This is a genomic window from Shewanella intestini, assembly GCF_018221465.1.
Lineage (GTDB): Bacteria > Pseudomonadota > Gammaproteobacteria > Enterobacterales > Shewanellaceae > Shewanella > Shewanella intestini.
The window spans coordinates 154497-181235 of the sequence record NZ_JAAIKR010000003.1 but is presented as its reverse complement, the minus strand read 5'-3'; the positions used below and the strand labels follow the sequence as shown (position 1 = coordinate 181235).

Here is a 26739-nt window from a genome sequence, read left to right as displayed (position 1 = left end):
GCCATTAACGCGCCAAAAAGTAACACCATAAACAACACACGTTTAGTCAATCTAACGGTTAAAAGACATAAACAGACACATTGCCTAGCAATAATAGAAAAGGACAAGATGATGGCAGGACTCAATAAAGTCGTTCATAGCTACGAAGAAGCCTTAAACGGACTCACCAATGACATGACCATTATGGTCGGTGGCTTTGGTCTTTGTGGTATTCCAGAAGGGTTAATTAACCACATGGTAAAAATGGGTGTAACAGGATTAACCGCCATCTCAAACAACGCCGGTGTTGATGATTTCGGCTTAGGTCTACTGCTTAAAGAACGTCAAATTGCCACCATGATTGCCTCTTACGTGGGCGAAAACGCCACCTTTGAGCAGCAAATGTTATCAGGTGAGTTAAACGTTATCTTGACACCTCAAGGCACATTGGCTGAAAAAATTCGGGCAGGCGGCGCAGGTATCCCTGCCTTTTTCACCGCCACAGGTTATGGCACTCCGATTGCTGACGGTAAAGAAACCCGTGAAATCAAAGGCCGCCATTACGTGCTTGAAGACTCGCTTACCTCAGACTTTGCCCTCGTTCGCGCTTGGAAAGCTGACACCATGGGTAACTTAATCTTCCGTAAAACAGCGGCTAACTTTAACCCTATGATAGCAACCGCGGGTAAAATTACCGTGGTTGAAGCCGAAGAGATTGTCCAGCCGGGCGAGTTAGATCCAAACCACATTCATACCCCAGGTATTTATGTTGACCGCGTCATACAAGCCAGCTTTGAAAAACGCATCGAACAACGTACTGTCAAACCAACCCCAGCGGCTGCAAAATAAGGAGCATGCACATGGCATTATCAAGAGAACAACTTGCTCAACGTGTCGCACAAGAAATGCAAGACGGCTTTTACGTAAACTTAGGTATCGGTATTCCAACCTTAGTGGCTAACTACATTCCTGAAGGCATGAGCGTGATGCTGCAATCTGAAAACGGCTTACTGGGTATGGGCGAGTTTCCAACTGAAGACACCATCGATGCTGATTTAATTAATGCAGGTAAGCAAACGGTCACCGCAGTTGATGGTGCATCATTTTTCTCATCAGCAGAAAGCTTTGCCATGATCCGTGGCGGCCATGTAGATTTAACCGTACTGGGCGCTTTTGAAGTAGATGTTAACGGCTCAATCGCCTCATGGATGATCCCCGGCAAATTGATTAAAGGCATGGGCGGCGCTATGGATTTAGTCGCTGGCGCTGACAATATTATCGTCACCATGATGCATGCTGATAAAAAAGGTAACTCTAAACTACTGCCGTTATGCGAGCTGCCATTAACAGGCTACGGCTGCATTAAACGCGTAATGACTGACTTAGCTTTTTTAGAAATCAAAGACGGTGCATTCCACCTGTTAGAGCGCGCACCGGGCGTGAGCGTTGAAGAGATTCAATCTAAAACAGCAGGTAAGTTGATAGTGCCAGAGCATGTACCAGAAATGGTGTTTTAGGTTTTTGTTTAAAACCTAAATTATTGGTTATTTAACATCAAAAGCGAGCTTCATTGGAGGTTCGTTTTATTATTGATGGTGATTTGGTTTATTGATGTAAGAACAGCAAACTGCGTTTGGATTGATTGAGGTTTAAAAGATTAACGTCGTGGCGCTTCGCCCACACCAGAGTCAAGGGGGAAAGCGCTTGTCCCCCTTAACGAACCCTCAGCGCTCCAACGAAGTGTTTTTCCTCTGACTACTAAGCCAATTCACTACCGCCTCAGATTCGCCATCCATGGCTCAATCTGAGGCTATGTCGGCGTCCTGCCTCCATCACGTAAATTAACTTAACGTCATCGGACACTTCAATGGAGATTGTTGAGTCGGCTGGTTTGTTTTAATAGAAAGTAATGTTTACTCTGATCTAATTTTTTGCGTTCCTATTTTTGAGAGTATCCTCCTATAAAACAAAATCTTAAGGTATTCTAAAAAGAACTATAATAAACTATCTTCTAGCGCATTCGCCAACCCTCTTGTAGCGATAAAGTAAACGACTTCCTATCAGATATACAATTCATATCTTCTGATCAATTTGACAAAATTGTTTCGATAAGAGATATCTTCTTAAAAGCCAATAAAGAATTAGTTGAAGACATTAAATATGGTGGATTGGTATTTAATGCGTCAAATGGATTGATTGGCGGCATTTACATATACAAAGAACATATTTCAGTTGAATTCAGTAATGGGGCTAGTTTTTTTGATAAGGATTCTATCCTTGAGGGTAAAGGTAAGAAGAGGCGGCACCTAAAGATATATACAGATGAGGATATCGCCCTCAAAAAAGTCGAGTACTTTGTAAGCCAAGCAGTAAACAGTTAAAGGAAACTATCGAATGGTAAAATTTGGATACACAATAAATTATGTTCGTGATGTAGATTTAGCCTTGTCATTCTTTGAAAAAGCATTTGAAATGAAACGACGCTTTATCACTGACGAAAATGACTATGGGGAATTGGATACGGGTGAAACAGTTCTGGCCTTTGCATCTCATGAGCTAGGACGAGCAAACCTCTCTGGCGGATATATAAGTTCTACTGATTCAGATAAACCATTAGGTATTGAAATAGCACTTGTCACTGATAATGTGAGTCATGCTCATCAGTGTGCAATACAATATGGTGCTGTTGAGCTAAAGTCGCCTGAAACAAAACCATGGGGGCAAATAGTGTCCTATGTTCGTTGCCCTTCTGGGATATTAATCGAATTATGTACTCCGATTCAAAGCTAAGCTATACCAAGCATTGTAGCGTTATATACCTAAAGATAGCCTGAGATAAATGGACATCTTGACATTAAGTCGGGTCAGATCAAACTTTCTCTATTCAATACCAAATGCACCTGCATGTTCACTACCTCTTCATTGGAAGTGTCTGAATGCGTTAAGCTAATTTGCGTGATGACGGCAGGTCATTCTTGTAGCTTAATAAACAAAGATTCATTTCCTATCCTCCCCTGCTGCAATGCAAATGCTATTATTATGACAACATCTGCCAACTTTAAAAATGAAACGTTTTGGAGCCCCATGAATAAAATAATCATCACAGTTGCCGTGCTACTAGCAGTGAGTGGCTGCTCAATTAATGTTAATAAATCAGCGACTGACTCTGATGCAGCTAACATTTCCCAATCGACAACGGACGCGGGGTTTATTCAGTCTATTTCTTTAGCTAACGGTGCAACATTAGTGGTTGAAGAAGGTCGTTTAGAGCCACGCTCTATCGGCAGTGTGTCAGTAAAACTGTATAAAGACTTAAACGTGGGTGATTTTTCTGATGCGGTAAATTTTGTCCGCGACGGCACCATACTCAAAGCGGTATTAATTGAAAATGGGTCTGATACTCAAAAGTTATCTATCACCACCGTCACCGCTGGCAGCGGTAATTACCAAGCCAGTCAATTGGTGTGTGTTAAAGATAATAAACTAAACTTATGCTAAGTATTTAGGCATAAAAAAGGCAGAATAATCATTTATTCTGCCTTTTTTATGGTTTAAATGTCACCTTAGTGGTTATTCATCACCTAAAAAACCACCGGTTTGATGCGCCCATAATTGGCTATACAAGCCACCATTTTTGACTAATTCATGATGCGTACCTTGCTCGACAATCACGCCTTTATCAAGCACCACTAAACGGTCCATAGCGGCGATAGTGGATAAGCGGTGCGCAATGGCAATCACGGTTTTATCTTCCATTAACTGGTCAAGGTTTGCCTGAATTTCTGTTTCAACTTCAGAATCAAGTGCCGATGTTGCTTCATCTAATATCAAAATTGGCGCATTTTTAAGTAGCACCCGAGCAATACCAATACGTTGTCGTTGACCACCAGAAAGCTTAACGCCACGTTCACCAACTTGGGCATCAAATCCTATGCCACCATGTTGATCGGTTAAGGTTTCAATAAACTCATGGGCACGCGCTTGTTCGGTGGCTTTATTTAACTCTTCTTCTGTGGCATCTGGCTTACCATATAAAATGTTTTCGCGAATTGAACGATGCAGCAATGATGTATCTTGTGTCACCATGCCAATATTGCCGCGTAAAGACGCTTGGGTGACCTTACAAATATCTTGATTGTCGATATTAATTGCCCCATCTTCAAGCTCATGGAAACGCAATAATAAGTTCACTAATGTAGACTTGCCCGCACCGGAGCGCCCCACTAAGCCAATTTTTTCACCTGGTTTTATCGACAGGTTAAACTGCTCAAACACCCCTTCGCCTTTACCATAATGGAAGGTAATATTTTTAAAATCGATACCACCTTGGTTTACAGCTAATGGTTTTGCATTGCTGTCATCAACAATGGTTAACGGTTTAGACAAGGTTTTCATGCCATCAATGATGGTGCCGATATTTTCAAATAGTGCACCAATTTCCCACATGATCCATTTCGACATGCCTTGAATGCGAAGCGCAATACTAATCGCAACCGCAATGACGCCAACCGTCACGGCTCCGTCCATCCACAATGCAATTGAAAGTCCAGTAATTGAGAATAATAACAAGTAGTTAATTAAATCTACGCTCAACACTAAATACGTCGCCAAGCGCATTTGGCGGTAAACAGTTTTTAAAAAGCCTTTCATGCCTCGTTCAGCATATTCCAGCTCGTTGTCGCTATGGGCAAATAATTTAACGGTTTGAATATTGGTATAACTGTCAACAATACGTCCGGTCATCACTGAGCGCGCATCGGCTTGGTCTGTTGCAATGGCTTTCATACGCGGGACAAAAAAGCGCTGGATTAACACATAACTCACCAACCAAATGGCAATGGGCAGCATTAGCACAAGGTCAGAACGACCAATCATGAACAGCATTGAGATTAAAAACACGCTGACATAGACCAACACATCAAGCAGTTTCATCACCGCTTCACGTACAGATAAAGAAGTTTGCATGACTTTTGTGGCAATACGGCCTGCAAAGTCACCTTGGTAAAATGACAAACTTTGGTTAAGTAAATAACGATGAGATAACCACCGCACCGACATTGGGTAATTACCCAATAATGACTGATGCATTAAGTTTGAATGGAAAAAGGCCAATAATGGCACCACCACCAACACCACAAATGCCATTAGCATTAATGTGCCTTGTTCTTCTGCCATAAAAGACGCCGGAGTATGGTTAGCCAGTAAATCAACTAGCTTACCCATAAAGCCGAGTAACATCACTTCGACTACGGCAATACAGGCACTAAGTATCGCCATGATAATTAATGGTACTTCAAAGCCACGGGTATAATAGCGACAAAACGCCATTAACGTGCTGGGCGGCGTTTCATTATTGCTCTCAGGGAACGGTTTAGTGAAGCGCTCAAATAATTTAAAAAACATCAAGGTGTCCTATTAAACCATTACCTCGTTAAGTTAATGGTTCTAAATTAGGTGTGGCTGCGACCACGGATCAATAAAAACAAGAAGTAACTGCCACCAATAATCGACACTAACGTGCCAGCGGCAATTTGTTGCGGAGCAAGAATAACCTGCCCAAGCCAATCTGCGCTTAACATCAATAGCGCGCCAATCAGGATTGCCAAACGCAATTGCGGTACCACTTTTTTTGCCCCAAGCATAACGGCCATATGCGGCGCTAATAGTCCCACAAATGACACCGGCCCCATGGTGGCAGTAACCAACGCACATAATAGTGCAACAACGGTTAATAATACCAAGTAAGTCAACGGCACATTCAGCCCTCTGGCTGCGGCAAATTGACGCCCGCCCGAGAGTAAAGTTAACCAGCGATGGCAAGCAAATGCCGCTACTATAAGCATTGTTGTGCCCATCAACAAGTTTATTGCACTGTCACCGCTAACTCGATAAGTTGAGCCAGATAACCAACTGACAATGGTGTAACTGTCTTCAGTTCCTTTTGCTAACGCAAATTGCACTAATGCTTCAATCATGGCGGTAATGGCAAGCCCTGTTAACACTAAACTAGATGCATCATAATGTTGGCGCTTACCTAATAATAATATCAGCACTAATACCGTCATACTGCCAGCAAAGGCTAAGCCTGTCCCCGATAACAACAACGCTCCGCCAGAAATAATAGCGCCAGCAACTAAGGCAAACGTTGCCCCTGCTGAAATACCTAAAATGTCAGGACTTGCCAACGGATTAAACACTAACCGTTGTAAAATGGTACCAGCAACGGCCAATCCCGCCCCAGCACAAATCGCTGTCACTAAGCGTGGCCAGCGTAAGCTCAGCTCAAACGCATCAGGTATCGCAAACTGCCAATGGCCGGCATAACGGCTACAAATTAAACTGATTGCAATCATTAATAGTGTCAACCCAAGCATCATCGGTAACGCAATCGGCGTCATTTTAGGGTTAGCAGGTGGCAGTGTAATTGACAGTTGGTCTTGCGCTTTCACTTTTCGGCGGCTAAATACCAACAATGCCGGCGCGCCAATAGCTGCGGCCATAATGCCACTTGGAATGGTGTCGACAGTAATGTGACTCAAGGCAATGGCTGCACAATCGGTTAGGACTAATAATGCCGCGCCCAGTAATAAACTGGCAAACAGTTCTTGGCGCGGAGTGCGCGCACCTAAAGCACGGGTTAAGTTAGGCGTTAATAAGCCAATAAAACTAATCACCCCCACTGCAGTAATCGATGCTGACACCAACCACAGCCCTGCCACCATTAAACCGATAAACACCGGGATAACATTTAGACCACGGGCTTTTGCGCCCTCTTGACCTAAGCACAGTAGGGTTAAAACTTTAGGTGCAAACAGCAGTATTGGAATCGCGATAACTAATTTGGGTAACAACCATTGCACCCAATGCCAACCGTTTTGGGCTAAATCGCCTGCCCCCCAAATAAACACGCTTTTAGCAAATTGGTCGTTGAGTAAAATAATCGATGTAGCGATTGCGCCCAGTAATATGTTAACCACCATGCCAGATAACACCAGTGGTAAGCCGGTCATATTGCGCGGCCCTGCAATCATAATCACTAACGCTAAGGCCAACAGCGCCCCAGCCATTGCGGCAACGACACCGTATTGAGCAAGTTGGGCAGGAAATGCCACACTCACAATAATTAACGCTAACCATGCACCCGACGATGTTCCTAAGGTTAATGGCGATGTTAGTGGGTTTTGGGTTAACTGCTGCATTAAGCTACCCACCATACCAAGCATACTGCCCACCAGCATGGCAATAACCAGTCTCGGTAAATGTGCATATAAAAAGGCCACTTGCGAAAATTCAGTCGCAGGTTCGCCCATCACCAAATGCCACTGTGCCAGCAGCGATAAATCACTGCTTAAATGCAGATGTAATAAAATAGCGCCGATAAGTAGCGCGCTAATATAGCCAAATTTAGTTTTGTTCATTAGGGGCAATCTTCAATAAACTGGCGGTAATTTGTTCGGCTATACGCAAAATTGACATCGCGCCACCGTAATTCCATACCGGTTCAACACTATGAATGTGACCGTTTTTAATAAACGGCATGGCTTGCCATAAAATAGAAGCATCGAGCTGCTGTTGATAATAATGCGGCTTAAAGTACAGCACATAACCTTGATCAATTTTGGCTAAGTCGATAACCCTTTTTTGAACGATTCCCCAGCGTGATCCCGGTTGTGGCATCGCTAAACGCAAGCCTAACTGCGTCATGGCATATTCTGTGGTTGAGTTTTTACCGTAAATAAATACCGAATTTTCATTGGCAAAACGCAGTGCAACGACTTGCGGCAATTGCGGATAAGCCACGCTAAGCTGTTGTTTAAGCGTGACAAAACGTTGTTGCATATGGGCAATTTTTTGCTCTGCCACTGATGATTTATCAACAACATCGGCAATTAACCTAAAATTGTTAATCGCGGCGTTAGCGGCAGACTCGTGGCTGTTATAGGTGTCGTAATACAACACGGGGGCAATGCGTTGTAGGCGCGCTAAGAGATCTTTTTGTGGTGATGCTGCAAGAATTAAGTCAGGCTTTAAGGCGGCTATTTCGGCTAAACTGGGCTCCATGCGGGTGCCCACATTAGCAACCGAATCTGGCATGGTAGGATGAACAACCCAAGTGCGATAATCCGTTGGGTTAGCCACCCCGACAGGAGTAATACCAACATCAAGTAGTTGCTCGGCTAAATCCCAATTTAAGGCGACTATTCGTGTTGGCGTAGCCGCTAATGTGTGCTCGCCGCGACTATCGGTCACTGTTTTAGCAACACTCGCTTGGCTGAGGAATACACTGCAAAGTAGCGTAAGTAGCCGCGCCATCATTTTAAATTTATTGTTTAAAAGCATTAACATACCACGGCAATTTTTTTGCTTGATTGAGAATGCTCACGGCGAGGGTGATCAACCAGTGCAATCTCTGTTTTAAATAACTCACTAATGCGCTGCTCATCATTAAGCAAATTGACGTTACCTGAAAATGCCACTTTGCCTGCGCTTAATGCCACCACGTCGGTGGCGTAACGCAGGGCTAAATTTAAATCATGTAAAATCACAATGATACCGCGACCACTTTGCTGGTTAAGCTCACTCAATAACGCCATTAATTGGTATTGATGCCCAATATCTAATGCTGAGGTGGGTTCATCAAGAATAAGCACTGGCGATTGCTGCGCCAATAACATCGCAACCCATGCCCGTTGGCGCTCACCGCCGGATAAGGTGTCGGCAATATCATCTGCAAACTGGCTAACATTAGTTTGTGCCATGCATTGCTCAACAATGGCTTGGTCTTGTGCCTGCCAACGTCCAAATGTTCCTCTCCATGGGAAACGGCCTAATTTGATCAGTTCAAACACACTAAATCCGGCAACATCAGGCAGCTTTTGTGGTAGGTAAGCAATTTGTTGCGCCAACTTTTTAGGGGATAAGCTTGATAAGGCTTGATTCTCGAGCATCACGGTGCCGCTATCTGGGCTTTGTTGGCCTGACAACAAGTTAACTAAGGTCGATTTTCCTGATCCGTTGTGGCCTAAAACAACCGTTAAGCCATTACTGGTAATAGATAAATCGTCAATAGATAAAATATCTCGACCGCCGCGGTTGACGCGGATATTGGTCAGTTTAAACATCGCTAACACTCTTGTTTATTAATATAGAAAATCTGACAAACCTAAATTTGCCAGATTTTAAAAGACGCCTATTCACTGGGTCATTACCACATGTATTTAATGCTACCTACAATACTGCGCGATTCTCCATAATAACAATACCAATTACATGCCGAAACATATTCGTTATCCAGTACATTATTAACCGTTAACTGGGCACGCCAGCTTGAGTTAATATCGTATTGAACTGAGGTATCCCACACCCAGTATGATGGCACTTTAATAGTATCGACCGTCACGGTTGAGTCTTTGGCATCCATTGATGAACCAACATAACGAACCCCGGTTGCCACACGTAATTGCGGCTGTATTTGGTAGTCTAGGTATGCTGATGCTTGATGACGTGGGATCATAGGTGCACGTTTGTCGCCGCTACCATCATGGTCATTGGTGTGTGAGTCAGTGTAGGTGTAGGCTGCATTCAGTTTTAATGCGTCACTAAGTTGCATTACCGCTTCAAACTCAACCCCTTGTGACACCATTTCGCCGGTTTGGGTTGCACCAAATAGCCAATTTCCGTCAGGATCTTGCGCACTGGTACTCACCAACGCATTGTTTTGCTTTAAGTTATACCAAGCAAGGTTTATATAGCCGTCCATATAATCTGGCGAGTATTTAAAGCCAACCTCGGTTTGCTTGCCTTCTAAGGGTTTGTATAACTCGCCAGTAATTTGATCAACCGTGCTGATCACTTCAAATGACTCTGCGTAACTAACATACGGGGTAAAACCTGAGTCCATGCGATACATTAAGCCCGCATTCAATGAAAATTGATTGTCATTACGGTCGTAATTTTTATTGGCAGTTTGGTTTTTATTTTGGGTATCAACATAATCAAAACGACCACCAACAATACCAATCCAATGATCATCAAGGGTTAATTGGTATTGACCATAAGCACTGGCTTGACGTTTATCTATTTGACGCTCAAGCGCATCATTTCTATTAATTGGCGCAGCATTACCCGGTGTGAAATTAAATGGGTCAATCACATCATAAGCGTAATTGTCTAACTCTTTGCCTTCGTTACGGTGATTTTGAACATCAACACCTAATAACACGGTTTGTTCAGTGCGATTGGTTGTCCAATTACCCACAAGGCGGTTATCAAAGGTTAAACTGCGTATATCACCTTCACGGTAAGTCACGCCCCGTGAATAGGTTTCTTTTGACGGGTCTTGCCAGTACGGCGTTGACATAATGTAAGTGCTATTTAATAGCAAATCACTGTAGGCATAATTGAAGTTTTGTTTAAAATCCCAAGTATCATCAATGATATGTTCTAGTTGGTAACCGGCAGTGACTTGCGTGCGACGGTTAACGTCGTGATCAGGCTCGCCAAAGTTAGTTGTTGGGTCAATTTTACCTCGTGGATCATCAACTTGAGTGCCAATCGCTGGGAAGAAACCATTGGTTGGCGTGCCGTCATCATGTGTGACTGACGCTAAAAAGGTAAGCGACGTATCCTCAGATAAATCCATTGCAAAACTTGGCGCTAAGTAATAGCGGGTGTTTTCGGTGTCATCTAGTTCGCCATCGGCTTGACTAAATTTACCCACAATACGAAAACGTTGGTCATCGCTGATGCTATTAGACACATCAAACGCCACACGACTGGTGTCTTTATTACCCACTTGTACAGAAACTTCACCGCCATCATCTAAAGTAGGCTTTTTCTGCACAGCGTTAACAACGCCACCTGGAGGTGCCTCGCCGTATAAAATTGACGCGGGACCTTTTAACACTTCCACTTGCTCTAAACCATAAGGCTCAAGCATCCAAACATAAAAACCGTCTTTAAATAAACGGCTGCCATCAAGGTATGTTGCCGCTTCAAAGCCGCGGACATTTAGCCAGTCGGTATCGTTATCTGCGCCATAAGGGGCTGACAATACACCTGCGGTATAACGAAAACTTTCATCAAGTTTAGTGACATTACGAATATCTAAGTCGTCACGTCCGACAACAGCAACAGATACGGGAGTTTCCGCCATTGGGGTATTGATTTTCAGTGCTGACGCAGTGACTTGAATGCGTTCCATATCACCTTGTTGCTGCTGGGCATGTACTGCAGTAGTGCCAAATAATGCTATACAGACCGCTAAACTGAGCGTGTTTAGGCTTTTTTGCTTAGAAAGTGACATAGTAAAACCACCGATAACTCGTAATGAAGATGCGACACATTCTCATTTGCTTTTGCGGTTAATGCAATGGCTTTATTACGATCAAACTCACAAAAGCCGCCTTATGCCTTAAAATTGGCTTAAATTTGATTTTATGGCTTAACCGAATTTCATTCGCGATCTAATTGACATAAAAATTTTAACTAATTGTTTATCTTTTATTAATATTTAAGAAATAATTAAGCACTAAGCGCGTAGTCTTATAGGGGCGATGTTATGTTGATAAGAGTATTAAATGGCCAATAAGGTGACATGACATTTATAGAACGCAACGGCTAAAGATGCGGTGTAAATACCCTAACCGGCGCGGCGAGTTGGGATATGGTCATCAATAGATCATTCATGGTTGTTATTCCTTATCTGTATAACAGCCACTTTGTGATAATCACATAATATAAGGTGTTAATTTGTTACCTTTACCCCATTGGATGCCAAGCAAATGGTTTGATTTTACCGAGGCAAAAACGGCAACGAATAGCGTGTTGCCGGCACAGAAAATATTTGTCAAACATTCATTATTTCACCCGAATAAACCCTACCTTGTGTTAATCCATGGGTTCCCTACTAGTAGCTACGACTGGGTACATGTGTGGCACGACCTTGCACGACATTTCAACCTTATCACCATCGATATGTTGGGTTTTGGTCAGTCTGATAAACCCATTGATTGCAGCTATTTGTTTGCTGATCAGGCCAATTTATTTGAAGCTGTATTAGCAGACTTAAATGTGACCGAGTTTCATATTCTTGCCCATGACTATGGCGACACGGTGGCGCAAGAGTTATTAGCACGTCAATTAGAGGGCACATTACAAGGGAAAATCAGCAGTTGTGTGTTATTAAACGGCGGCATTTTTCCTGAAGTCACTCGGCCGATATTAGTGCAGAAGTTATTAATGAGCCCGCTAGGTTACGGGGTATCTCAGCTAATGTCATTTAATGCCTTTAGGCGTAGTTTCGACAAAATATGCACCCGTGATATCCCCTTGCTTGAGCTGCAAGTTTATTGGCAGTTAATGCAATGCAATGACGGTAAGAAAGTCTTTCATTTATTAATCCGTTATATGAAGCAACGTAAAATTCATCGCCAGCGCTGGGCTGGAGCCCTACAACACACCAATATTCCTATGCGCCTTATTAACGGGATTGAAGATCCTATTTCGGGTTTAAAAATGGTGCAGCGTTATCAACATCTGGTCGCACAAGCTGACACCATTGAGCTACCTCAAGTGGGGCATTACCCACAAGTTGAAGCTCCTGACAAAGTATTAGCCCACGCGTTAGACTTTTGGCGGCAACACCAACTACTCAATGTTAATCGCTAAATATAAAAAACCACCTTCAAATGAAGGTGGTTTTTTATTATGCCAATTGATAAGTCATTGGTGATGCTTATGCATCCCACAAAAACTCTCTAAAGTGTTTCCGGCAAACTGACTCGTAACGCTCATTACCGCCAATGGCAACTTGCTCACCTTCTTTCATTGGTTTGCCATTTTCATCTAAGCGCACCACCATGTTGGCTTTTCGGCCGCAATGACAAATGGTTTTTAACTCAACTAATTTATCAGCCCAGGCCAGCAAGTATTGGCTTCCAAGGAATAGCTCGCCCTGAAAGTCAGTACGCAGGCCATAACACAGCACGGGAATATTGAAATTATCGACGACATAGGTGAGCTGCTTAACTTGCTGTTTGCTCAAAAATTGGCTTTCATCAATTAAAATGCAATGCAGTGTCTGCTCTGCTTTCGCTTTACTGACTAATTGAGTTAAATCGTCTTCAGAACTAAATACTTTAGCGTCAGTTTGAATGCCGATCCGAGATGACACTTTACCTAATCCATAACGATCATCGATTGATGCTGTCATAACTAAGGTGTTCATTCCGCGCTCACGGTAGTTATAAGAGGATTGTAATAAAGAGGTAGATTTACCGGCATTCATTGCCGAATAATAGAAATACAATTGTGCCAAAACGCAAACTCAGTTAATTATTTGCGCCGATTATACCTAAAGCCAAACCTGTTGCGAATTGCGCCCGATCATTTTCAGGCAAAGAAATGATAAAAAACCACTGAAAAATGGCTCTAATGGCCCCTATATGGCATTAGTAGCAAAAAAATACCGCAAACTTGGTTGCGGTATTTTTATTAATCAATGGCTAATCGTTAGCGGTTGTTAGTGAATAACCATTAGCATTACTGCGCACTCAAGTGACGATTCGTGCGTACTTTTAACACCAGTACACTCATCACAAACACAACTGACGCTGCGATTAGCCCCATGGTCACTGACTCAGTAAAGCCAAGGACGATATAGCCGACCAAACTGATTAACGCCACAATTAACGTATAAGGTAATTGAGTCATTACATGATCTAAATGATGACAACTTGCCCCGGTTGACGACAAAATAGTGGTGTCTGAAATTGGTGAACAATGGTCGCCAAATACTGCCCCAGCTAATACCGCTGACAACATCGGTAACATCATGACAGTATCACTGCCCATCGCCATATCGGCTGCTATTGGTAACATAATACCGAATGTACCCCAGCTCGTTCCGGTAGAAAATGCGGTAATACCTGCTAATAAAAACAGTACCGCTGGCAGTAATGCAAATGGAATATTACCCGTTGCAAGGCTTGCCATATATTTACCGGTTTCAAGTTGTCCAATCACGCCAGCAATTGACCATGCAAATAACAGAATATAAATGGCAGGTAGCATTGATTTAGCACCCACCCACAAGCCTTGACCAATGAGATCCCATTGTACTTTTTGAATAATGGTCAATACCAAAGTCACTGCAAGGCCAACGATTGCGCCAAAGAACAACGATGAAGCAACATCTGTTTTCTCAAAGGCACCTAACACTGAAAACGGCAGATTATCCGCTGCTAAGGCATCTGCGCCACTTGCTACCATAAAGTAAACCGTGAACACAATTAGCGCCAAAATAGGCACAAATAAGCCCGCAATTTTACCGTTATCGACTTCTGGTAAATCGGCAGTTGCCCCAGGCGGTAAGCCTTTTGATTCGTCAAATAGCTCCCCTTTTTGAGCGTTTAACTCATGCTGGCGCATTGGGCCAACATCAAGGGTGAACATAGCCACACACAACAATAATAACAAGGCAAAAATGGCATAAAAGTTCATTGGGATCATTTGAATAAAGATACTCAAATGGCCCGTATCAGCAAAACCATGTGCCGTTAATATGCCGCCGACTAAGGCAATAATATAAGCTCCCCAACTTGAAATGGGCGATATAACACACACAGGAGCTGCGGTAGAGTCGAGTAAGTAGGCCAATTTTGCCCGAGAAATATGATAACGGTCTGTAATAGGACGTGCGATAGACCCTACAACTAAGCTATTGAAATAATCATCAATAAATACCGCACAACCTAAAAACATGGTCATGAGTTTCGCGTCGCGCTTATTGCGGATATGCTGTTTTGCCCATTCGGCAAAAGCCCGCGAGCTCCCGCTGACGGTAATTAATGCGGTTATCATGCCGAGGATCACTAAGAACCCAAGCAAATATAAATTCCATGCATTTAAAGCACCATCATCCCAAACCAACGCCGTGGCGGTATGAGTAATAAATTGAGCGGAATGCGTCAGGGAGTAGTCGTTTAAAAGCAATGCGCCAACAACAATCCCTAAGCCTAATGATAATAGGACTTTACGGGTTACTATTGCTAAAACAATCGCCACGACTGGCGGCAATAAAGATAATGCCGAGTCAGAATAACTTATTATATTCATTATTATTTTCTTCGTGTAAATACGAATGGAGGCGACTGAACTGGTAAATAACGGTGAGTTACTACCTGTCCTATCAGTAGCGCTCCATAGTAAAGTTAATTTTGTCATCCCGACAAAAAAATACTATGACAGTGCAGTCCCTATTCGGTAACAACACCAGCAGTGGTTTTAGATAAAACACACGACTTCGGCACTAAATCCTTTCGTGACAGATCACAGGCATCACCCTAACCACCACTACTGATATTTAATGCACCTCTACTAAAAGACGTTTGCAGGCAAACGTGAGTACATAAAAACATAAGTGGCTTTAGCAATGCTACCCCAAGGCCACTTATTGTGAGTTAGATCACTGTTTAAATCAAGCTATTAAGGCTTGGGATGGCTTCAAATAAATCCGCTTCTAATCCGTAGTCTGCCACTTGAAAAATAGGCGCTTCAGGATCTTTATTGATTGCGACAATCACCTTTGAATCCTTCATGCCAGCAAGATGTTGAATGGCTCCAGAGATACCTACAGCAAGGTACAAATCAGGTGCAACAATCTTACCGGTTTGGCCTACTTGTAAATCATTAGGGACAAAACCTGCGTCAACGGCGGCGCGAGACGCCCCTACAGCTGCGCCAAGTTTATCAGCCAGTTGCTCAAGCATGACAAAGTTTTCACCACTTCCCATGCCACGACCACCAGAAACAATAATGCCAGCATTACCCAGTTCAGGACGCGCTGACTCAGTGAGTGTTTGTGACACAAACGTAGTTCGAGCTTCAAATACTTGCGTTAGGCTTTCAACTTCTGCATTACCGTCATTAGACACCGCATCAAAAGCGCTAGGACGAACAGTCAGCACTTTAATGGCATCTAAACTTTTTACCGTTTCTAACGCGTTACCCGCATAAATTGGGTGTGTAAACGTATCGGCATCGACCACTGCAACCACTTCTGAAATTTGTGCGACATCAGCCAAAGCAGCCACACGGGGAAGTGCAGACTTACCCACGCTAGATGCCGCAGCAAGAATATGCGAGTAATCGGCGCTAATATCAGTAATTAACTTAGCGACATTTTCTGCAAGTTGAGCGCCATAAACACTGGCATCAGCTACGCGTACTTTTTTAACACCAGCAAGTTGTTTGGCTTGATCGGCAACCGCAGCGCAGTTCTCACCGACAACAAACACATGAATATCTCCCCCAATCGCCACGGCAGCATTAACGATTTTAGCCGTATCTGCTTTTAGTTGTTGGTTATCATGTTCAGCTAAAACTAAAATGGTCATATTAAATCACCTTCGCTTCGTTCTTTAATTTTTCGACTAATTCTTCTACTGAAGCAACCATGATCCCAGCTTGACGTTCTTGTGGCGCGGTTACCTTCACAATTTGTTGGTGCGACTTTAATGTCACCCCTAAATCAGCCAGTGAAATTGACTCAAGTGGTTTACGCTTTGCTTTCATAATATTAGGTAATGATGCATAACGTGGTTCATTTAAACGTAAATCTGCAGTGACAATTGCAGGTAGTGGCATGGTAAGTGTTTGCAACCCACCGTCAATTTCACGTGTGACGGTAAGATTAGTGCCGTCAACGTTCAATTGAGAAGCAAAGGTTGCTTGTGGTAAATCAGCCAACGCCGCTAACATTTGCCCTGTTTGGTTGTTATCACCGTCAATAGATTGCTTACCTAGCAACACAATATCGGCTTGTTCTTTTAGTTGCACTGCATGCAAAATTTTAGCAATTGAAAGAGGCACTAATTCATCATCACTATCAATATGAATCGCTCTGTCTGCGCCTAATGCCATGGCTGTACGTAATTGCTCATGTACAGCTTTCGTGCCGACACTGACAACCACAATTTCTGTCGCAATCCCAGCTTCTTTTAAGCGAACGGCTTCTTCTACTGCTATTTCACAAAATGGGTTTAAGGCCATTTTTAAATTAGTGGTATCAACGTTTGTGTTATCAGCTTTTACCCTGACCTTCACATTGGCATCGACTACGCGCTTTACTGGCACCAATACTTTCATAGGGTTTCCTTCCTACACCATCATGTATGTGGACGACACATTGGTTACAACCAATGCAAGATAAGCCAACTTTACTTACTGTTAACGTTAACGTCAATGCAACTCAAACACCTGTTTAGTTTTTATCAGCTATTTTATTGGCAATCTATTTTGACAATGCTGATGAGCTTCACGAACATTCTTCATTAACGATAAATTACATTTATTTTTGTTTTTATATTTGCCAGTGAGTTTTTTTGTTTCTATTATTATGCAAAATAGAAATTGAACCCCAAAGTTAATGTACAATTTTGAGGCCTAATTTCTCATTAATGTTATTATGCTTGTGCTGATTGATTATTTTCATATTATTTTCAGGCAACCGTTTTATTATTAATAATATAAAAACTTAAATTACTTTGATTAAATAACACCAATTATCAGGAAACTTATCAATGAACGAATTCATTAACGTGCTAACCCACGGCCGTCGTTTTAAAGCTGCAGTAAAAGAATTATCTTTAGAAGAGTTGAAAGATGTCGCGGCAAAACTAAATAAAGTTATTGACGACCGCGAAGTTGAAGAGCAAGCAGAAGCTGCAGCCAATGCAGAACGTAATGAACGTATCGCGAACATCTTGGCTCAAATTGAGCAAAACGGTCTGTCAATTGAAGACCTAGGCGATATTACTACTGCCAAAGCAGCACCTAAAAAACGCGCACCACGCCCACCTAAATACCAAATCACTGTAGACGGCGAGTTGATTACTTGGACTGGCCAAGGCCGTATGCCTACTGTATTTAAAACTGAAGTTGAAGCGGGTAAATCAATAGATACCTTCTTAATTCCTGGTATGGAATAAGTGAGTCTTAATTTGAGCCACTAAGCTCAAATCAACCTGATAAACATTAAATGGTTTATTTAGTGCGTTATCCCTAAATGGGTAGCTGCATTAAATAAACCTTTTTTTTCGACTTCACCAGATAATTTTTGGGGTTATATTAATGGCGATTAAAGCAACAACACTCCTGTTGTCTATTTTACTTGTCGGTTGATTTGTTCTTGTTAAGTTACACACAGTGATAACACTTGCAATAAAGATTATCAATTTTGAATTAATTGTCGGCTTTCTTTGACTGTTAATAGTTACAAGGTAAACTTAATGTATCTTGTTCTTAACTGGTACAAACATGAATACAACCCGTAAAACATTGCTGCTTGCTTTAGCGTCAACATTATTGTTAAGTGCTTGTGCTGGCGATTATGCCTTTAAGAGTAATTTAGACGGTGATGCCATTAATGAATACTTTAAACCCGGCGACGTCACTTTATTTACTGATGGTCAGTTACCAAAAGGGCAATATAAAATACTTGGATTAGTTGAAGGCTTATCTTGCCAACACACCGAAAACGAGGTTCCCGCCACAAAAAGACAAGCGAGAACCCAAGCCAGACGTAAAGCCGCTGATTTAGGTGCTAACGGGATGATTGTTCAAAACTGCCATCTTATTGAAGAACCTGATAATACTTGTCATACCCAAGCCATGTGCGTTGGTAAAGCCATTCAATTACCCGTACAACCTTAATGACTTATCAATAAAGACATGACAGCTTTCGCCTTGGTGTTATCATTGCTCAATTGATCCATAAAGATAATCGCGCTAAGGCGTCACCAATGGGGAAACGCCAATAGCCCTAACCGACAACAAGTGTCAATATTCTAATCACTCCCTTATGTCTTCAATGCTATTGAATCACGTTGTTTTAATAGCGCCACGTTTATGTGATTTAACTTTTATAATTTAACTGTTTGTAAATTAACTATGACTCAAGATTTATTTAGCACTCAAATTGAAGCCGTTGCCGTTTGCCATACCCCTTATAAACAAAAGTTTGGTATTCCACGCCAGCCTGGTTTGGTTGACGCCAGAGGCTTTGTCGAACTTATTGGCCAATTTAATCATCTTGATACCGTACGTGGCATTGAACAGTATTCACATTTATGGTTGGTATTTTGTTTTCATGAGAATTTAGCCCAAGGCTGGAAAACCACCGTACGCCCGCCTCGGTTAGGTGGTAATGAAAAATTAGGCGTCTTTGCGACTCGTGCCACCTTTCGCCCTAACGGTTTAGGTCAGTCGGTGGTGAAATTACACCAAGTGATCTATAAAAATGGCAAAGTAATGCTTGAAATATCGGGCATGGATTTAGTCGATAACACCCCTATTATCGATATTAAACCGTATATTCCTTTTTCAGATGCCATTAACAGCGCCCAAGGTGGCATGGCACAAGATGCCCCAATATTAAAGCCGGTTAGTTTTACTGAATTGGCATTGGCTCAAATCAGCCAATATGAACAACATCACCCGCAAAGAGCAGGCTTTGAACAACTCATTGAGGGGGTTTTAGCTCAAGACCCCCGCCCAGCATATAAAAAAGCCAAAGCCGATCCTAAACGCTACCAAGTCGCGCTCTATGACCGTGATATCTTTTGGCATGTCGATAATGACACCATTTTCGTGACTGAAATTGTTCCTACCACGGTAGTTTAAGGATAAACATGAGCATTGATTACCAAACTCAACACAAAAAACGTTTATCTTGGATGCCTTGGCTGTATTTTTCGTTAAAACCCAAACACCTCGTATGGGCGAAACCTTGGCAAGATGAAATACAAGCGCATTTAATGGCCGTAGAAACGGTCAGTATCGGTGAGCAATGTTTTATCGCCCCTGAAGCCTCTATTTTTGCTGAGCCCGGGCGCGACGTAAAAATGGGCAACCAATGCATGATTGCTGCAGATTGTTTTATTCATGGCCCTGTAACGCTAGGCAATGAAGTTGCCATTAATCACGGTTGTAGCCTAGATGGCGGCAAGGCAGGTATTCACATTGGTAACAAAACCCGTATTGCAAATAATGTCACAATTTATGCTTTTAACCACGGCATGAGCCAAGCACAAGCCATTTATCAACAACCGGTGACGTCAAAAGGGATCCATATTGGTGAAGATGTCTGGATTGGCGCACAAGCAGGTTTAGTCGATGGTGTAAGCATTGGTGACCAAGCGGTGATTGGCATGGGCTGTATTGTCACCAAAGACGTTCCTGCCTTTGCCATTATGGGCGGAAACCCTGCAACAATTATTGGTGACCGGCGAAACAAATAATCAGCAAATACTTTTACATGGTAAATTACGCTAACAACTGTTGCTAATAGCAACGCTTTAGGCATAAATATCGGGTGACATAAACCGTTCAAATGCTAAAATGTCGCTCATTAATCGTTATACAAGTGGACATTCTAAATGCGCGTAAGCAACTACCTGCTTTCAACCCAAAAAGAAACGCCTGCCAATGCAGAAGTCGTTAGTCATCAATTAATGTTACGTGCCGGCTTTATCCGCCGTAATGCTTCAGGTCTTTACTCATGGTTACCCAATGGATTACGCGTATTGCGTAAAGTTGAAGCCATTGTTCGCGAAGAAATGAACAAAGCGGGTGCAATTGAAATCTTAATGCCACTTGTACAGCCAGCTGATCTTTGGACTGAATCAGGCCGTTGGGACAAATTTGGCCCTGAATTATTACGCTTTGAAGACCGTCATAACCGCGATTTTGTTCTGGGTCCAACCCACGAAGAAGTGATCACAGACTTAATGCGTAAAGAAATTAGTTCGTACAAGCAATTACCTTTGAGCTTATATCAAGTACAAACCAAATTTCGTGATGAAGTTCGTCCACGTTTTGGGGTGATGCGTTCACGCGAATTCTTAATGAAAGATGCATACTCTTTCCATTTAAGCCAAGAGTGTATGGATGAAACCTACACCAAAATGCACCACGCTTATAGCAACATATTTAGCCGCATGGGCTTAGCTTTCCGCCCTGTTATTGCAGACACAGGCTCAATTGGTGGCAGCGCGTCACATGAATTCCATGTGCTTGCTAACAGCGGTGAAGACTTAATTGCTTACTCAACGGCTAGCGACTATGCCGCTAACATTGAAAAAGCGCAATCACCACAACCAACAACAACATTAGCACCAGCGTCACAACAGATGAGCTTAGTTGATACGCCTAACGCTAAAACCATTGCTGAATTAGTTGAACAGTTTGATTTAGACATCACCAAAACCGTGAAAACATTAATTGTTCGCGGCGCAACTGAAAAAGCACCTTTAGTGGCATTAGTTGTTCGTGGTGACCATGAATTGAATGAATTGAAAGCCGACAAGCATGAATTAGTGGCAGCGCCGCTTGAATTTGCTACCGACGGTGAAATTAGCGACGCTGTCGGTGCAGGCCCTGGCTCAATTGGCCCGGTTGAGCTTGCTATGCCAATCATTATTGATAATGACGTAGCAGTAATGAGCGACTTTGCCGCAGGCGCAAACCAAGAAGGTAAACACCTCTTTGGCATTAACTGGGAACGTGACTTGCCAATGGCACAAAGCATGGACCTACGTAATGTGATTGAAGGTGAAGCCACTCCAGACGGTAAAGGCACTTACGCTTTTGCTCGTGGTATTGAAGTGGGCCATATCTTCCAGCTTGGCACTAACTATTCAAAAGTCATGGGCGCAACCGTACTTGATGAAAACGGCAAAGCCAAAGAAATGCACATGGGTTGTTATGGTATTGGTGTTAGCCGTATTGTGGCTGCTGCAATTGAGCAAAATCATGACGATCGCGGTATGATGCTGCCTGAAAAATTAGCCCCATTCACGGTTGGTATTTTACCAATGAACATGCACAAGTCCCATCGCGTGAAAGAAATGGCTGAGCAGCTTTATTCAGACCTCGTTGAAGCGGGCTTTGAAGTCTTATTCGACGACCGTAAAGAGCGCGCGGGCGTAATGTTTAATGACATGGAACTGATTGGTTTACCGCATGTGGTTGTCATTGGCGATCGCAATATTGATGCTGGCGTTTTTGAATACAAAAACCGTCGTAGCGGTGAAAAACAAGAAGTGCCATTTGCAGAAATCGTGTCATTCTTAAAAAACAACCACAACTAAGCTTGTGATTAAGCCGATTTAAAACGCACATTTTGTGCGTTTTTTTATGCCTGCTATGTCACGTTAACCAATACCAAGAGTTCTAATCCACGCTTAACCGTGCAGCGTAAGTAAAATAAGATTTTATAAAAACAACGAATATACCTGTATTAACAGCAATTTTATTCCATAATTAGAATAACCTAGCTTAAAACAGGAGCAGCCTTGAGCGATAAAATAGCATTAGTATTAGGCGGTGGTGGTGCGCGGGCAGCCTACCAAATTGGGGTGTTAAAAGCCCTAGTACAGTTTTATCCACGTAATCACCATATTCCATTTAATATCCTTTGCGGCACCTCAGCAGGGGCGATTAACGCAACATCATTGGCGACTCACGCTTCTTGTTTTCATCTTGGGGTAAAAAAGCTCGATTGGGTTTGGCGCCATTTTCATACCAATAAAGTATATCGCGCCTCTATTAGTGGGGTGTTATCGCACCTTTCAAGCATGGCCATCAAAGGGTTACAGCTTGATCGTGTTAACACAGATGCTGGCAGTTTATTTGATAATCAGCCGCTACGAGAGCTACTAAACGAACTGATTGATTTTGCACGTATTGATAGAAACATTGCCACTGGCGCACTTAATGCCGTAAGTGTTGACGCCTCTTGTTATAACAACTCTCATTCTTATAGCTTTTTTCAAGGACAACCAACCATTGATGACTGGCAACGCGCACGTCGTTGCGGTAAACAAACTCAGCTTCACACCGAACACTTATTAGCCAGCTCAGCGATTCCATTGGTTTTTCCGTCTGTCCACTTAAATCGCGCGTATTTTGGCGACGGCTCTGTACATCAAATCGCACCGTTATCTAGCCCTATCCACTTAGGCGCGAATAAGATTTTTGTCATCAACCTAGATAGCCCGCATACTGCAGCGGCGCAATCTGCCAGTCATCATCCCAAAGCCGCCACCATTGCAGGCCACTTACTCGATACGATTTTCTCTGACACGTTAAATAGCGACTTAGAACGCCTTGAGCGCATCAACAACACCTTAGATTTAATTCCACCAGCAAAACAACAACAAATTAACCTACGAAAAATTGAAACCTTGGTGTTCAAGCCCAGTGAAGATTTAAGTGCCATTGCGAGTCGCTACTATGAAGAAATGCCCTTTGCTATTCGCAGCTTATTAAAAATAATTGGTATTAATAAACAGGCTGATTCCAGTATTGTGTCTTATTTATTATTTGAAAGTGCCTATACCAACGCCTTAATCGACTTAGGTTATCAAGATGCCATGAGCCGAATTGATGAAATAAGCGCCTTTTTTGGCGTTGAGATCAGCACCAAAACTCCACCGATTCGTTAACCGTTTTGTTGTCATAAATCTGCCATCAATTGCTGTAATAATTGCCATTAACAACCATTATGATCCCCTTATAAGGACTATCCCAATGGCAAAACAGGCAAAGCATAAACGTGTTGATGACGATGAAGCGTGGCAAAATGAACAAACCAAAAAATCAACAATTAACCAGAGCAAGCTAAGGCGGCAACATAAACAACGCCGCCATCATTTAGTGTATGACGATGATGGCGTTAATTAACCGTCCATAAATACGCTTTATTTACATTGAGGCATAAAGCCAATGCTCTATTAAATCTGACCGTTTGCGTGTTAATGGTTTTAGCGTTCAAATGGCGCGTTAATTGGCAGCAATAACACAACACGCCACTTGCCATTGAAGATGAATCGACAACAATGCAGCGTGTTTATAAAAACAAGACCTGCTTAAAACTTAAGTGTGCCGCCGATATAAAAACCGTCAGCAAAATTTAGTTTGCTCGCGCTTTCAAAACGAAACTCTTGATGGCGATAGCCAGCATATAACCCCATGTTGCTATTAAGGTTATATTGCGCTTTAGCTTCATATTCAAAATAGCCATCCATTTTTGCAAAAGTCAGCACTGAAGGGGCGTAATAAGATGAAGCATGAACAGACAAGTTATTGTTCACATATAATGAATATTCACCACCAACAGCAACCACACTGCCATTAGGTGATTCATCACCCCATAAGCGGATAAACTTAGGACCGACAGCAAATTGATGCGGACCATTTTGATGGGTCATGTGGGCTGCAAATGCAATCACATGACCTTTTTCTTCGTTATAGGCATACCCTAAATCAACATTGGCATGCTTACTCAAATTATTAGATAAATTAACAGAGAACATATGCTCACTTAAGCCAAGATCAACTTCACCAGCTTGAGCAGACACATTAAAAAGCCCAATAGAGAGCCCGATTGCAATTAAACTCGATTTTTTCATAAGTTATTTATTAATTTAGTAAAAGTTGCTGATAATTATATTGGTTGCTTCGTTAAAGTCGCCTTAAATGCTCACACCCATATCAATACCCCACCAAAACTCAACCACTTCATCACAACTTATTAGCAAAAACATTCAAAAAAATGACAAATTAGATTGTGCACAATTTAATTTGCGGTTATATTTGCATCATTACTTAAAGGAGAATCATATGAGCAACGAAATCTATCAATTTTCGGTTACCGATATTCGCGGTGAATCACTGCCAATGGCACAATTTGAAAATAAAGTATTACTTATCGTCAATACGGCAAGTAAATGTGGTTTCACACCGCAATACAAAGCATTAGAAGAACTGTATCAAGAGTTTAAACAGCAAGGATTGGTGATTTTAGGGTTTCCATGTAACCAGTTTGGTGCTCAAGAACAAGGTAGCGAATCGGAAATCAGCGAGTTTTGTGAGCTCAATTTTGGCGTGACATTTCCGCTATTAAGTAAAATTGAAGTGAATGGTCCCAATACCGATCCCTTGTATGCCTATTTGAAAAAGTCAGCCAAAGGTCTATTAGGTAGCGAAGCCATTAAATGGAACTTCACCAAGTTCTTAGTCAACAAACAAGGTAAAGTGATGCAGCGTTACGCCTCAACCACTAAACCTGAAGCGCTCAGAGAGCAAATACAAGCCTTACTAGGGTAAAAAGCTGACTACGTTAGCTGCTATTAACATTAATCTAGCCGCCAATAATAAAAACGCTCCAAAGGATCTTTAGTAAAATACTGATATTTAATCGTTTAATGATTTATTCAAAAATAAATTAAAACTTTTCTATCGTTATTGGAACTTTCCAATGATTGGCCGCTCTAATCTATTAACATTGTTCATCACTTTGTTCTTCATCTCCCTGGGACTTCTAGCGCAGTCCCCTTGATCTAAAAGTAGATCAATAGGCAACCTCTTTGTGGTTGCCTTTTTTTATGCCTGAAAAATTCAATTTACCGAGTTCAATCAGCACATTTCAATCAACTCAAAAAATAAAACAAATAAATTTCACTTTATTGGGAACTATTTAGCAACCGCTTAGTCTTATTTAATAAGCAAGCTAATTTCAATATTGGAATTAAGAGTTTCCCCAGACTCACTCGCTATTTTCATCATCCCTAAAGTGATAAAGCTTCATCCCCTTTATCTCGCAAACATACTTTCGGCAACTTTATTAGGTTGCCTTTTTTTTGTCTGTTATTTAACACCTCAGTGTTATTGCCTTAATCGCCTATCTGTTATCCAAAAAAGACCTCTATTAACAACACAACCGCGTCATAATAGTAAGCTCACGCTGAAAACAGTTTCAGTTTCAATTACACTACGCAAGCCCTTTAGCCATTGATTATTTCACAATGCGTTTAGATAAATTTGTTTGTAAAAGTACCTCGTTAAGTCGAACCAACGCGCGCGATGTCATCAGCCAAGGTCAACTCAGCGTGAATAAACAAGTCATTACAGATCCCGCGTTTCAAGTACATGAAAACAACACCGTAATGTACCAACAAGGCCGACTTACCGCCCGTCCGTCACGCTATTTTATGTTGCATAAACCACTTGATACCCTAAGTTCCAATGTTGATGGTCGATACCCAAGCGTATTAAGGCTGATTGACGTGCCCCAACGTGACGACTTACATATTGTCGGACGCTTAGATGCTGACACCAGTGGGTTATTACTGCTAACTGACGATGGTAGATGGTCTTTTGACATTATTCGCCCGCTACGCCATTGCAATAAAACCTATCACGTCAGCTTACGCAGCCCCATCACTGAAGATGCTATCTTGAAATTGACACATGGTGTACAACTTCAAAACGAGTCGCAGTTAACCCGTCCAGCAACAGTGGAAGTGCTCACCCCAAAACAGGTGTTATTCACCATCACTGAAGGTAAATACCATCAAGTTAAACGCATGTTTGCTGCCGTGGGAAATCGGGTTAATGGTTTGCACCGTGTGGCTATTGGTAGTTTGCAATTAGATGTCGACGTCGCTCAGTGGCGTGAGTTAACCCATAGTGAAATTCACGCCTTAGCCCAGCCAAGTCCGAATTAGTCTGCATTTAAGTCGTTTATCACGTCAATCAATGCATTGCGGCTATTGATGTTGATATCGTTGAGTTTTATCTCCATAGGCGTCATACCTGAGTTTCGTTGCTGAATCTTTAGAATGTAAAGATTTAGCCACTCAGTGTAAATGATAATTAATCCCGTTATCATTAACGTGTGTTACTTCACGATAACGG

Annotated in this window: 25 protein-coding genes and 1 riboswitch; of the genes, 15 read left to right on the top strand and 10 right to left on the bottom strand. The window is 42.2% G+C overall.

Translation table 11 applies throughout. The features are described 5' to 3' along the window. Positions 1-111 precede the first annotated feature (111 nt). The 5 genes from G3R48_RS05390 to G3R48_RS05370 all read left to right on the top strand — a co-directional run bounded on the left by G3R48_RS05390 (position 112) and on the right by G3R48_RS05370 (position 3477). Complete coding sequence (locus G3R48_RS05390) at positions 112-828, top strand: CoA transferase subunit A (RefSeq protein ID WP_153662463.1); 717 nt, start codon at positions 112-114, stop codon at positions 826-828. Positions 829-839: 11 nt separating this feature from the next. Beyond that, complete coding sequence (locus G3R48_RS05385) at positions 840-1496, top strand: 3-oxoacid CoA-transferase subunit B (protein WP_153662465.1); 657 nt, start codon at positions 840-842, stop codon at positions 1494-1496. Between the two features lie 501 nt (positions 1497-1997). Beyond that, positions 1998-2360 carry a DUF1801 domain-containing protein gene (locus tag G3R48_RS17405; RefSeq protein ID WP_212593240.1) on the top strand — a complete coding sequence of 121 codons (363 nt, stop codon included), beginning with the start codon at positions 1998-2000 and terminating at the stop codon, positions 2358-2360. 13 nt (positions 2361-2373) lie between these two features. Further along, positions 2374-2769: a VOC family protein gene (locus tag G3R48_RS05375; protein WP_153662467.1), complete on the top strand. Its 396-nt coding sequence runs from the start codon at positions 2374-2376 to the stop codon at positions 2767-2769. Between the two features lie 294 nt (positions 2770-3063). Further along, the gene (locus G3R48_RS05370) at positions 3064-3477 is read left to right on the top strand and encodes a PliI family lysozyme inhibitor of I-type lysozyme (protein ID WP_153662469.1); all 414 of its coding nucleotides are present in this window, start codon (positions 3064-3066) and stop codon (positions 3475-3477) included. A gap of 72 nt (positions 3478-3549) precedes the next feature. Here G3R48_RS05370 and G3R48_RS05365 read toward each other — a convergent pair whose 3' ends face one another. From G3R48_RS05365 to G3R48_RS05345, 5 genes are all read right to left on the bottom strand, one after another. After that, the gene (locus tag G3R48_RS05365) at positions 3550-5382 is read right to left on the bottom strand and encodes an ABC transporter ATP-binding protein (RefSeq protein WP_153662471.1); all 1833 of its coding nucleotides are present in this window, start codon (positions 5380-5382) and stop codon (positions 3550-3552) included. Positions 5383-5429: 47 nt separating this feature from the next. After that, complete coding sequence (gene fhuB / locus G3R48_RS05360) at positions 5430-7397, bottom strand: Fe(3+)-hydroxamate ABC transporter permease FhuB (protein ID WP_153662473.1); 1968 nt, start codon at positions 7395-7397, stop codon at positions 5430-5432. After that, positions 7384-8319: an ABC transporter substrate-binding protein gene (locus tag G3R48_RS05355; RefSeq protein WP_153662475.1), complete on the bottom strand. Its 936-nt coding sequence runs from the start codon at positions 8317-8319 to the stop codon at positions 7384-7386. The genes fhuB and G3R48_RS05355 overlap by 14 nt, the downstream gene beginning before the upstream one ends. Further along, a complete protein-coding gene (locus G3R48_RS05350) occupies positions 8319-9101 on the bottom strand; it encodes an ABC transporter ATP-binding protein (protein ID WP_153662477.1) in 783 nt (260 codons plus the stop codon). The genes G3R48_RS05355 and G3R48_RS05350 overlap by 1 nt, the downstream gene beginning before the upstream one ends. An 83-nt stretch (positions 9102-9184) precedes the next feature. Beyond that, positions 9185-11284 (bottom strand): TonB-dependent siderophore receptor, encoded by a 2100-nt coding sequence (locus G3R48_RS05345; protein ID WP_153662479.1) that lies wholly within the window; start codon positions 11282-11284, stop codon positions 9185-9187. Between the two features lie 446 nt (positions 11285-11730). On the opposite strand from G3R48_RS05345, the gene G3R48_RS05340 reads away from it, so the two are divergent. Beyond that, positions 11731-12648: an alpha/beta fold hydrolase gene (locus G3R48_RS05340; RefSeq protein ID WP_153662481.1), complete on the top strand. Its 918-nt coding sequence runs from the start codon at positions 11731-11733 to the stop codon at positions 12646-12648. A 67-nt stretch (positions 12649-12715) separates the two neighbouring features. On the opposite strand, the gene G3R48_RS05335 is transcribed toward G3R48_RS05340, so the two are convergent. The 4 genes from G3R48_RS05335 to G3R48_RS05320 all read right to left on the bottom strand — a co-directional run bounded on the left by G3R48_RS05335 (position 12716) and on the right by G3R48_RS05320 (position 17127). Beyond that, a complete protein-coding gene (locus tag G3R48_RS05335; protein WP_153662483.1) occupies positions 12716-13297 on the bottom strand; it encodes a thymidine kinase in 582 nt (193 codons plus the stop codon). 224 nt (positions 13298-13521) lie between these two features. Further along, on the bottom strand, positions 13522-15096 hold the full coding sequence (locus G3R48_RS05330) for a Na+/H+ antiporter NhaC family protein (protein ID WP_153662485.1): 1575 nt from the start codon (positions 15094-15096) through the stop codon (positions 13522-13524). Between the two features lie 69 nt (positions 15097-15165). Continuing rightward, positions 15166-15365: riboswitch (Lysine riboswitch) on the bottom strand. Between the two features lie 87 nt (positions 15366-15452). After that, entirely contained in the window at positions 15453-16376 is a 924-nt protein-coding gene (locus G3R48_RS05325; RefSeq protein ID WP_153662487.1) for an electron transfer flavoprotein subunit alpha/FixB family protein, read from the bottom strand. Between the two features lies 1 nt (position 16377). Continuing rightward, positions 16378-17127, bottom strand: coding sequence for an electron transfer flavoprotein subunit beta/FixA family protein (locus tag G3R48_RS05320; RefSeq protein WP_153662489.1), 750 nt, complete (start codon positions 17125-17127; stop codon positions 16378-16380). A gap of 434 nt (positions 17128-17561) precedes the next feature. Between G3R48_RS05320 and G3R48_RS05315 the strand changes: the two genes are divergently transcribed. From G3R48_RS05315 to G3R48_RS05285, 7 genes are all read left to right on the top strand, one after another. Then, on the top strand, positions 17562-17969 hold the full coding sequence (locus G3R48_RS05315; RefSeq protein ID WP_153662491.1) for an H-NS histone family protein: 408 nt from the start codon (positions 17562-17564) through the stop codon (positions 17967-17969). A gap of 328 nt (positions 17970-18297) precedes the next feature. After that, entirely contained in the window at positions 18298-18693 is a 396-nt protein-coding gene (gene rcsF, locus G3R48_RS05310; RefSeq protein ID WP_153662493.1) for an Rcs stress response system protein RcsF, read from the top strand. 237 nt (positions 18694-18930) lie between these two features. Then, positions 18931-19662, top strand: a complete 732-nt coding sequence (tsaA, locus tag G3R48_RS05305; protein ID WP_153662495.1) for a tRNA (N6-threonylcarbamoyladenosine(37)-N6)-methyltransferase TrmO — start codon at positions 18931-18933, stop codon at positions 19660-19662. Positions 19663-19670: 8 nt separating this feature from the next. After that, on the top strand, positions 19671-20279 hold the full coding sequence (locus tag G3R48_RS05300) for an acyltransferase (RefSeq protein ID WP_153662497.1): 609 nt from the start codon (positions 19671-19673) through the stop codon (positions 20277-20279). Between the two features lie 138 nt (positions 20280-20417). Beyond that, entirely contained in the window at positions 20418-22130 is a 1713-nt protein-coding gene (locus G3R48_RS05295; RefSeq protein WP_153662499.1) for a proline--tRNA ligase, read from the top strand. 204 nt (positions 22131-22334) lie between these two features. Then, positions 22335-23486 (top strand): patatin-like phospholipase family protein, encoded by a 1152-nt coding sequence (locus G3R48_RS05290; RefSeq protein WP_153662501.1) that lies wholly within the window; start codon positions 22335-22337, stop codon positions 23484-23486. A gap of 85 nt (positions 23487-23571) precedes the next feature. Then, complete coding sequence (locus G3R48_RS05285) at positions 23572-23724, top strand: hypothetical protein (protein WP_153662503.1); 153 nt, start codon at positions 23572-23574, stop codon at positions 23722-23724. 185 nt (positions 23725-23909) lie between these two features. Here the strand turns inward: G3R48_RS05285 and G3R48_RS05280 are convergent, their stop codons facing one another. Beyond that, positions 23910-24452, bottom strand: coding sequence for a YfaZ family outer membrane protein (locus G3R48_RS05280; RefSeq protein ID WP_153662505.1), 543 nt, complete (start codon positions 24450-24452; stop codon positions 23910-23912). 211 nt (positions 24453-24663) lie between these two features. Here G3R48_RS05280 and G3R48_RS05275 point away from each other — a divergent pair, with 211 nt between their 5' ends. Further along, positions 24664-25149, top strand: coding sequence for a glutathione peroxidase (locus G3R48_RS05275; RefSeq protein ID WP_153662507.1), 486 nt, complete (start codon positions 24664-24666; stop codon positions 25147-25149). Between the two features lie 698 nt (positions 25150-25847). Then, complete coding sequence (locus tag G3R48_RS05270) at positions 25848-26549, top strand: pseudouridine synthase (RefSeq protein WP_153662509.1); 702 nt, start codon at positions 25848-25850, stop codon at positions 26547-26549. Positions 26550-26739: the final 190 nt, after the last annotated feature.

Coding starts and splice junctions, on each gene's coding strand:
- G3R48_RS05345 (WP_153662479.1), bottom strand. CDS start 11,284: ATGTCACTTTCTAAGCAAAAAAGCCTAAACACGCTCAGTTTAGCGGTC.
- G3R48_RS05350 (WP_153662477.1), bottom strand. CDS start 9,101: ATGTTTAAACTGACCAATATCCGCGTCAACCGCGGCGGTCGAGATATT.
- G3R48_RS05280 (WP_153662505.1), bottom strand. CDS start 24,452: ATGAAAAAATCGAGTTTAATTGCAATCGGGCTCTCTATTGGGCTTTTT.
- G3R48_RS05370 (WP_153662469.1), top strand. CDS start 3,064: ATGAATAAAATAATCATCACAGTTGCCGTGCTACTAGCAGTGAGTGGC.
- fhuB (WP_153662473.1), bottom strand. CDS start 7,397: ATGAACAAAACTAAATTTGGCTATATTAGCGCGCTACTTATCGGCGCT.
- G3R48_RS05385 (WP_153662465.1), top strand. CDS start 840: ATGGCATTATCAAGAGAACAACTTGCTCAACGTGTCGCACAAGAAATG.
- G3R48_RS05390 (WP_153662463.1), top strand. CDS start 112: ATGGCAGGACTCAATAAAGTCGTTCATAGCTACGAAGAAGCCTTAAAC.
- G3R48_RS05365 (WP_153662471.1), bottom strand. CDS start 5,382: ATGTTTTTTAAATTATTTGAGCGCTTCACTAAACCGTTCCCTGAGAGC.
- rcsF (WP_153662493.1), top strand. CDS start 18,298: ATGAATACAACCCGTAAAACATTGCTGCTTGCTTTAGCGTCAACATTA.
- G3R48_RS05375 (WP_153662467.1), top strand. CDS start 2,374: ATGGTAAAATTTGGATACACAATAAATTATGTTCGTGATGTAGATTTA.
- G3R48_RS05325 (WP_153662487.1), bottom strand. CDS start 16,376: ATGACCATTTTAGTTTTAGCTGAACATGATAACCAACAACTAAAAGCA.
- G3R48_RS05285 (WP_153662503.1), top strand. CDS start 23,572: ATGGCAAAACAGGCAAAGCATAAACGTGTTGATGACGATGAAGCGTGG.
- G3R48_RS05315 (WP_153662491.1), top strand. CDS start 17,562: ATGAACGAATTCATTAACGTGCTAACCCACGGCCGTCGTTTTAAAGCT.
- tsaA (WP_153662495.1), top strand. CDS start 18,931: ATGACTCAAGATTTATTTAGCACTCAAATTGAAGCCGTTGCCGTTTGC.
- G3R48_RS05275 (WP_153662507.1), top strand. CDS start 24,664: ATGAGCAACGAAATCTATCAATTTTCGGTTACCGATATTCGCGGTGAA.
- G3R48_RS05300 (WP_153662497.1), top strand. CDS start 19,671: ATGAGCATTGATTACCAAACTCAACACAAAAAACGTTTATCTTGGATG.
- G3R48_RS05320 (WP_153662489.1), bottom strand. CDS start 17,127: ATGAAAGTATTGGTGCCAGTAAAGCGCGTAGTCGATGCCAATGTGAAG.
- G3R48_RS05295 (WP_153662499.1), top strand. CDS start 20,418: ATGCGCGTAAGCAACTACCTGCTTTCAACCCAAAAAGAAACGCCTGCC.
- G3R48_RS05330 (WP_153662485.1), bottom strand. CDS start 15,096: ATGAATATAATAAGTTATTCTGACTCGGCATTATCTTTATTGCCGCCA.
- G3R48_RS05270 (WP_153662509.1), top strand. CDS start 25,848: ATGCGTTTAGATAAATTTGTTTGTAAAAGTACCTCGTTAAGTCGAACC.
- G3R48_RS05355 (WP_153662475.1), bottom strand. CDS start 8,319: ATGCTTTTAAACAATAAATTTAAAATGATGGCGCGGCTACTTACGCTA.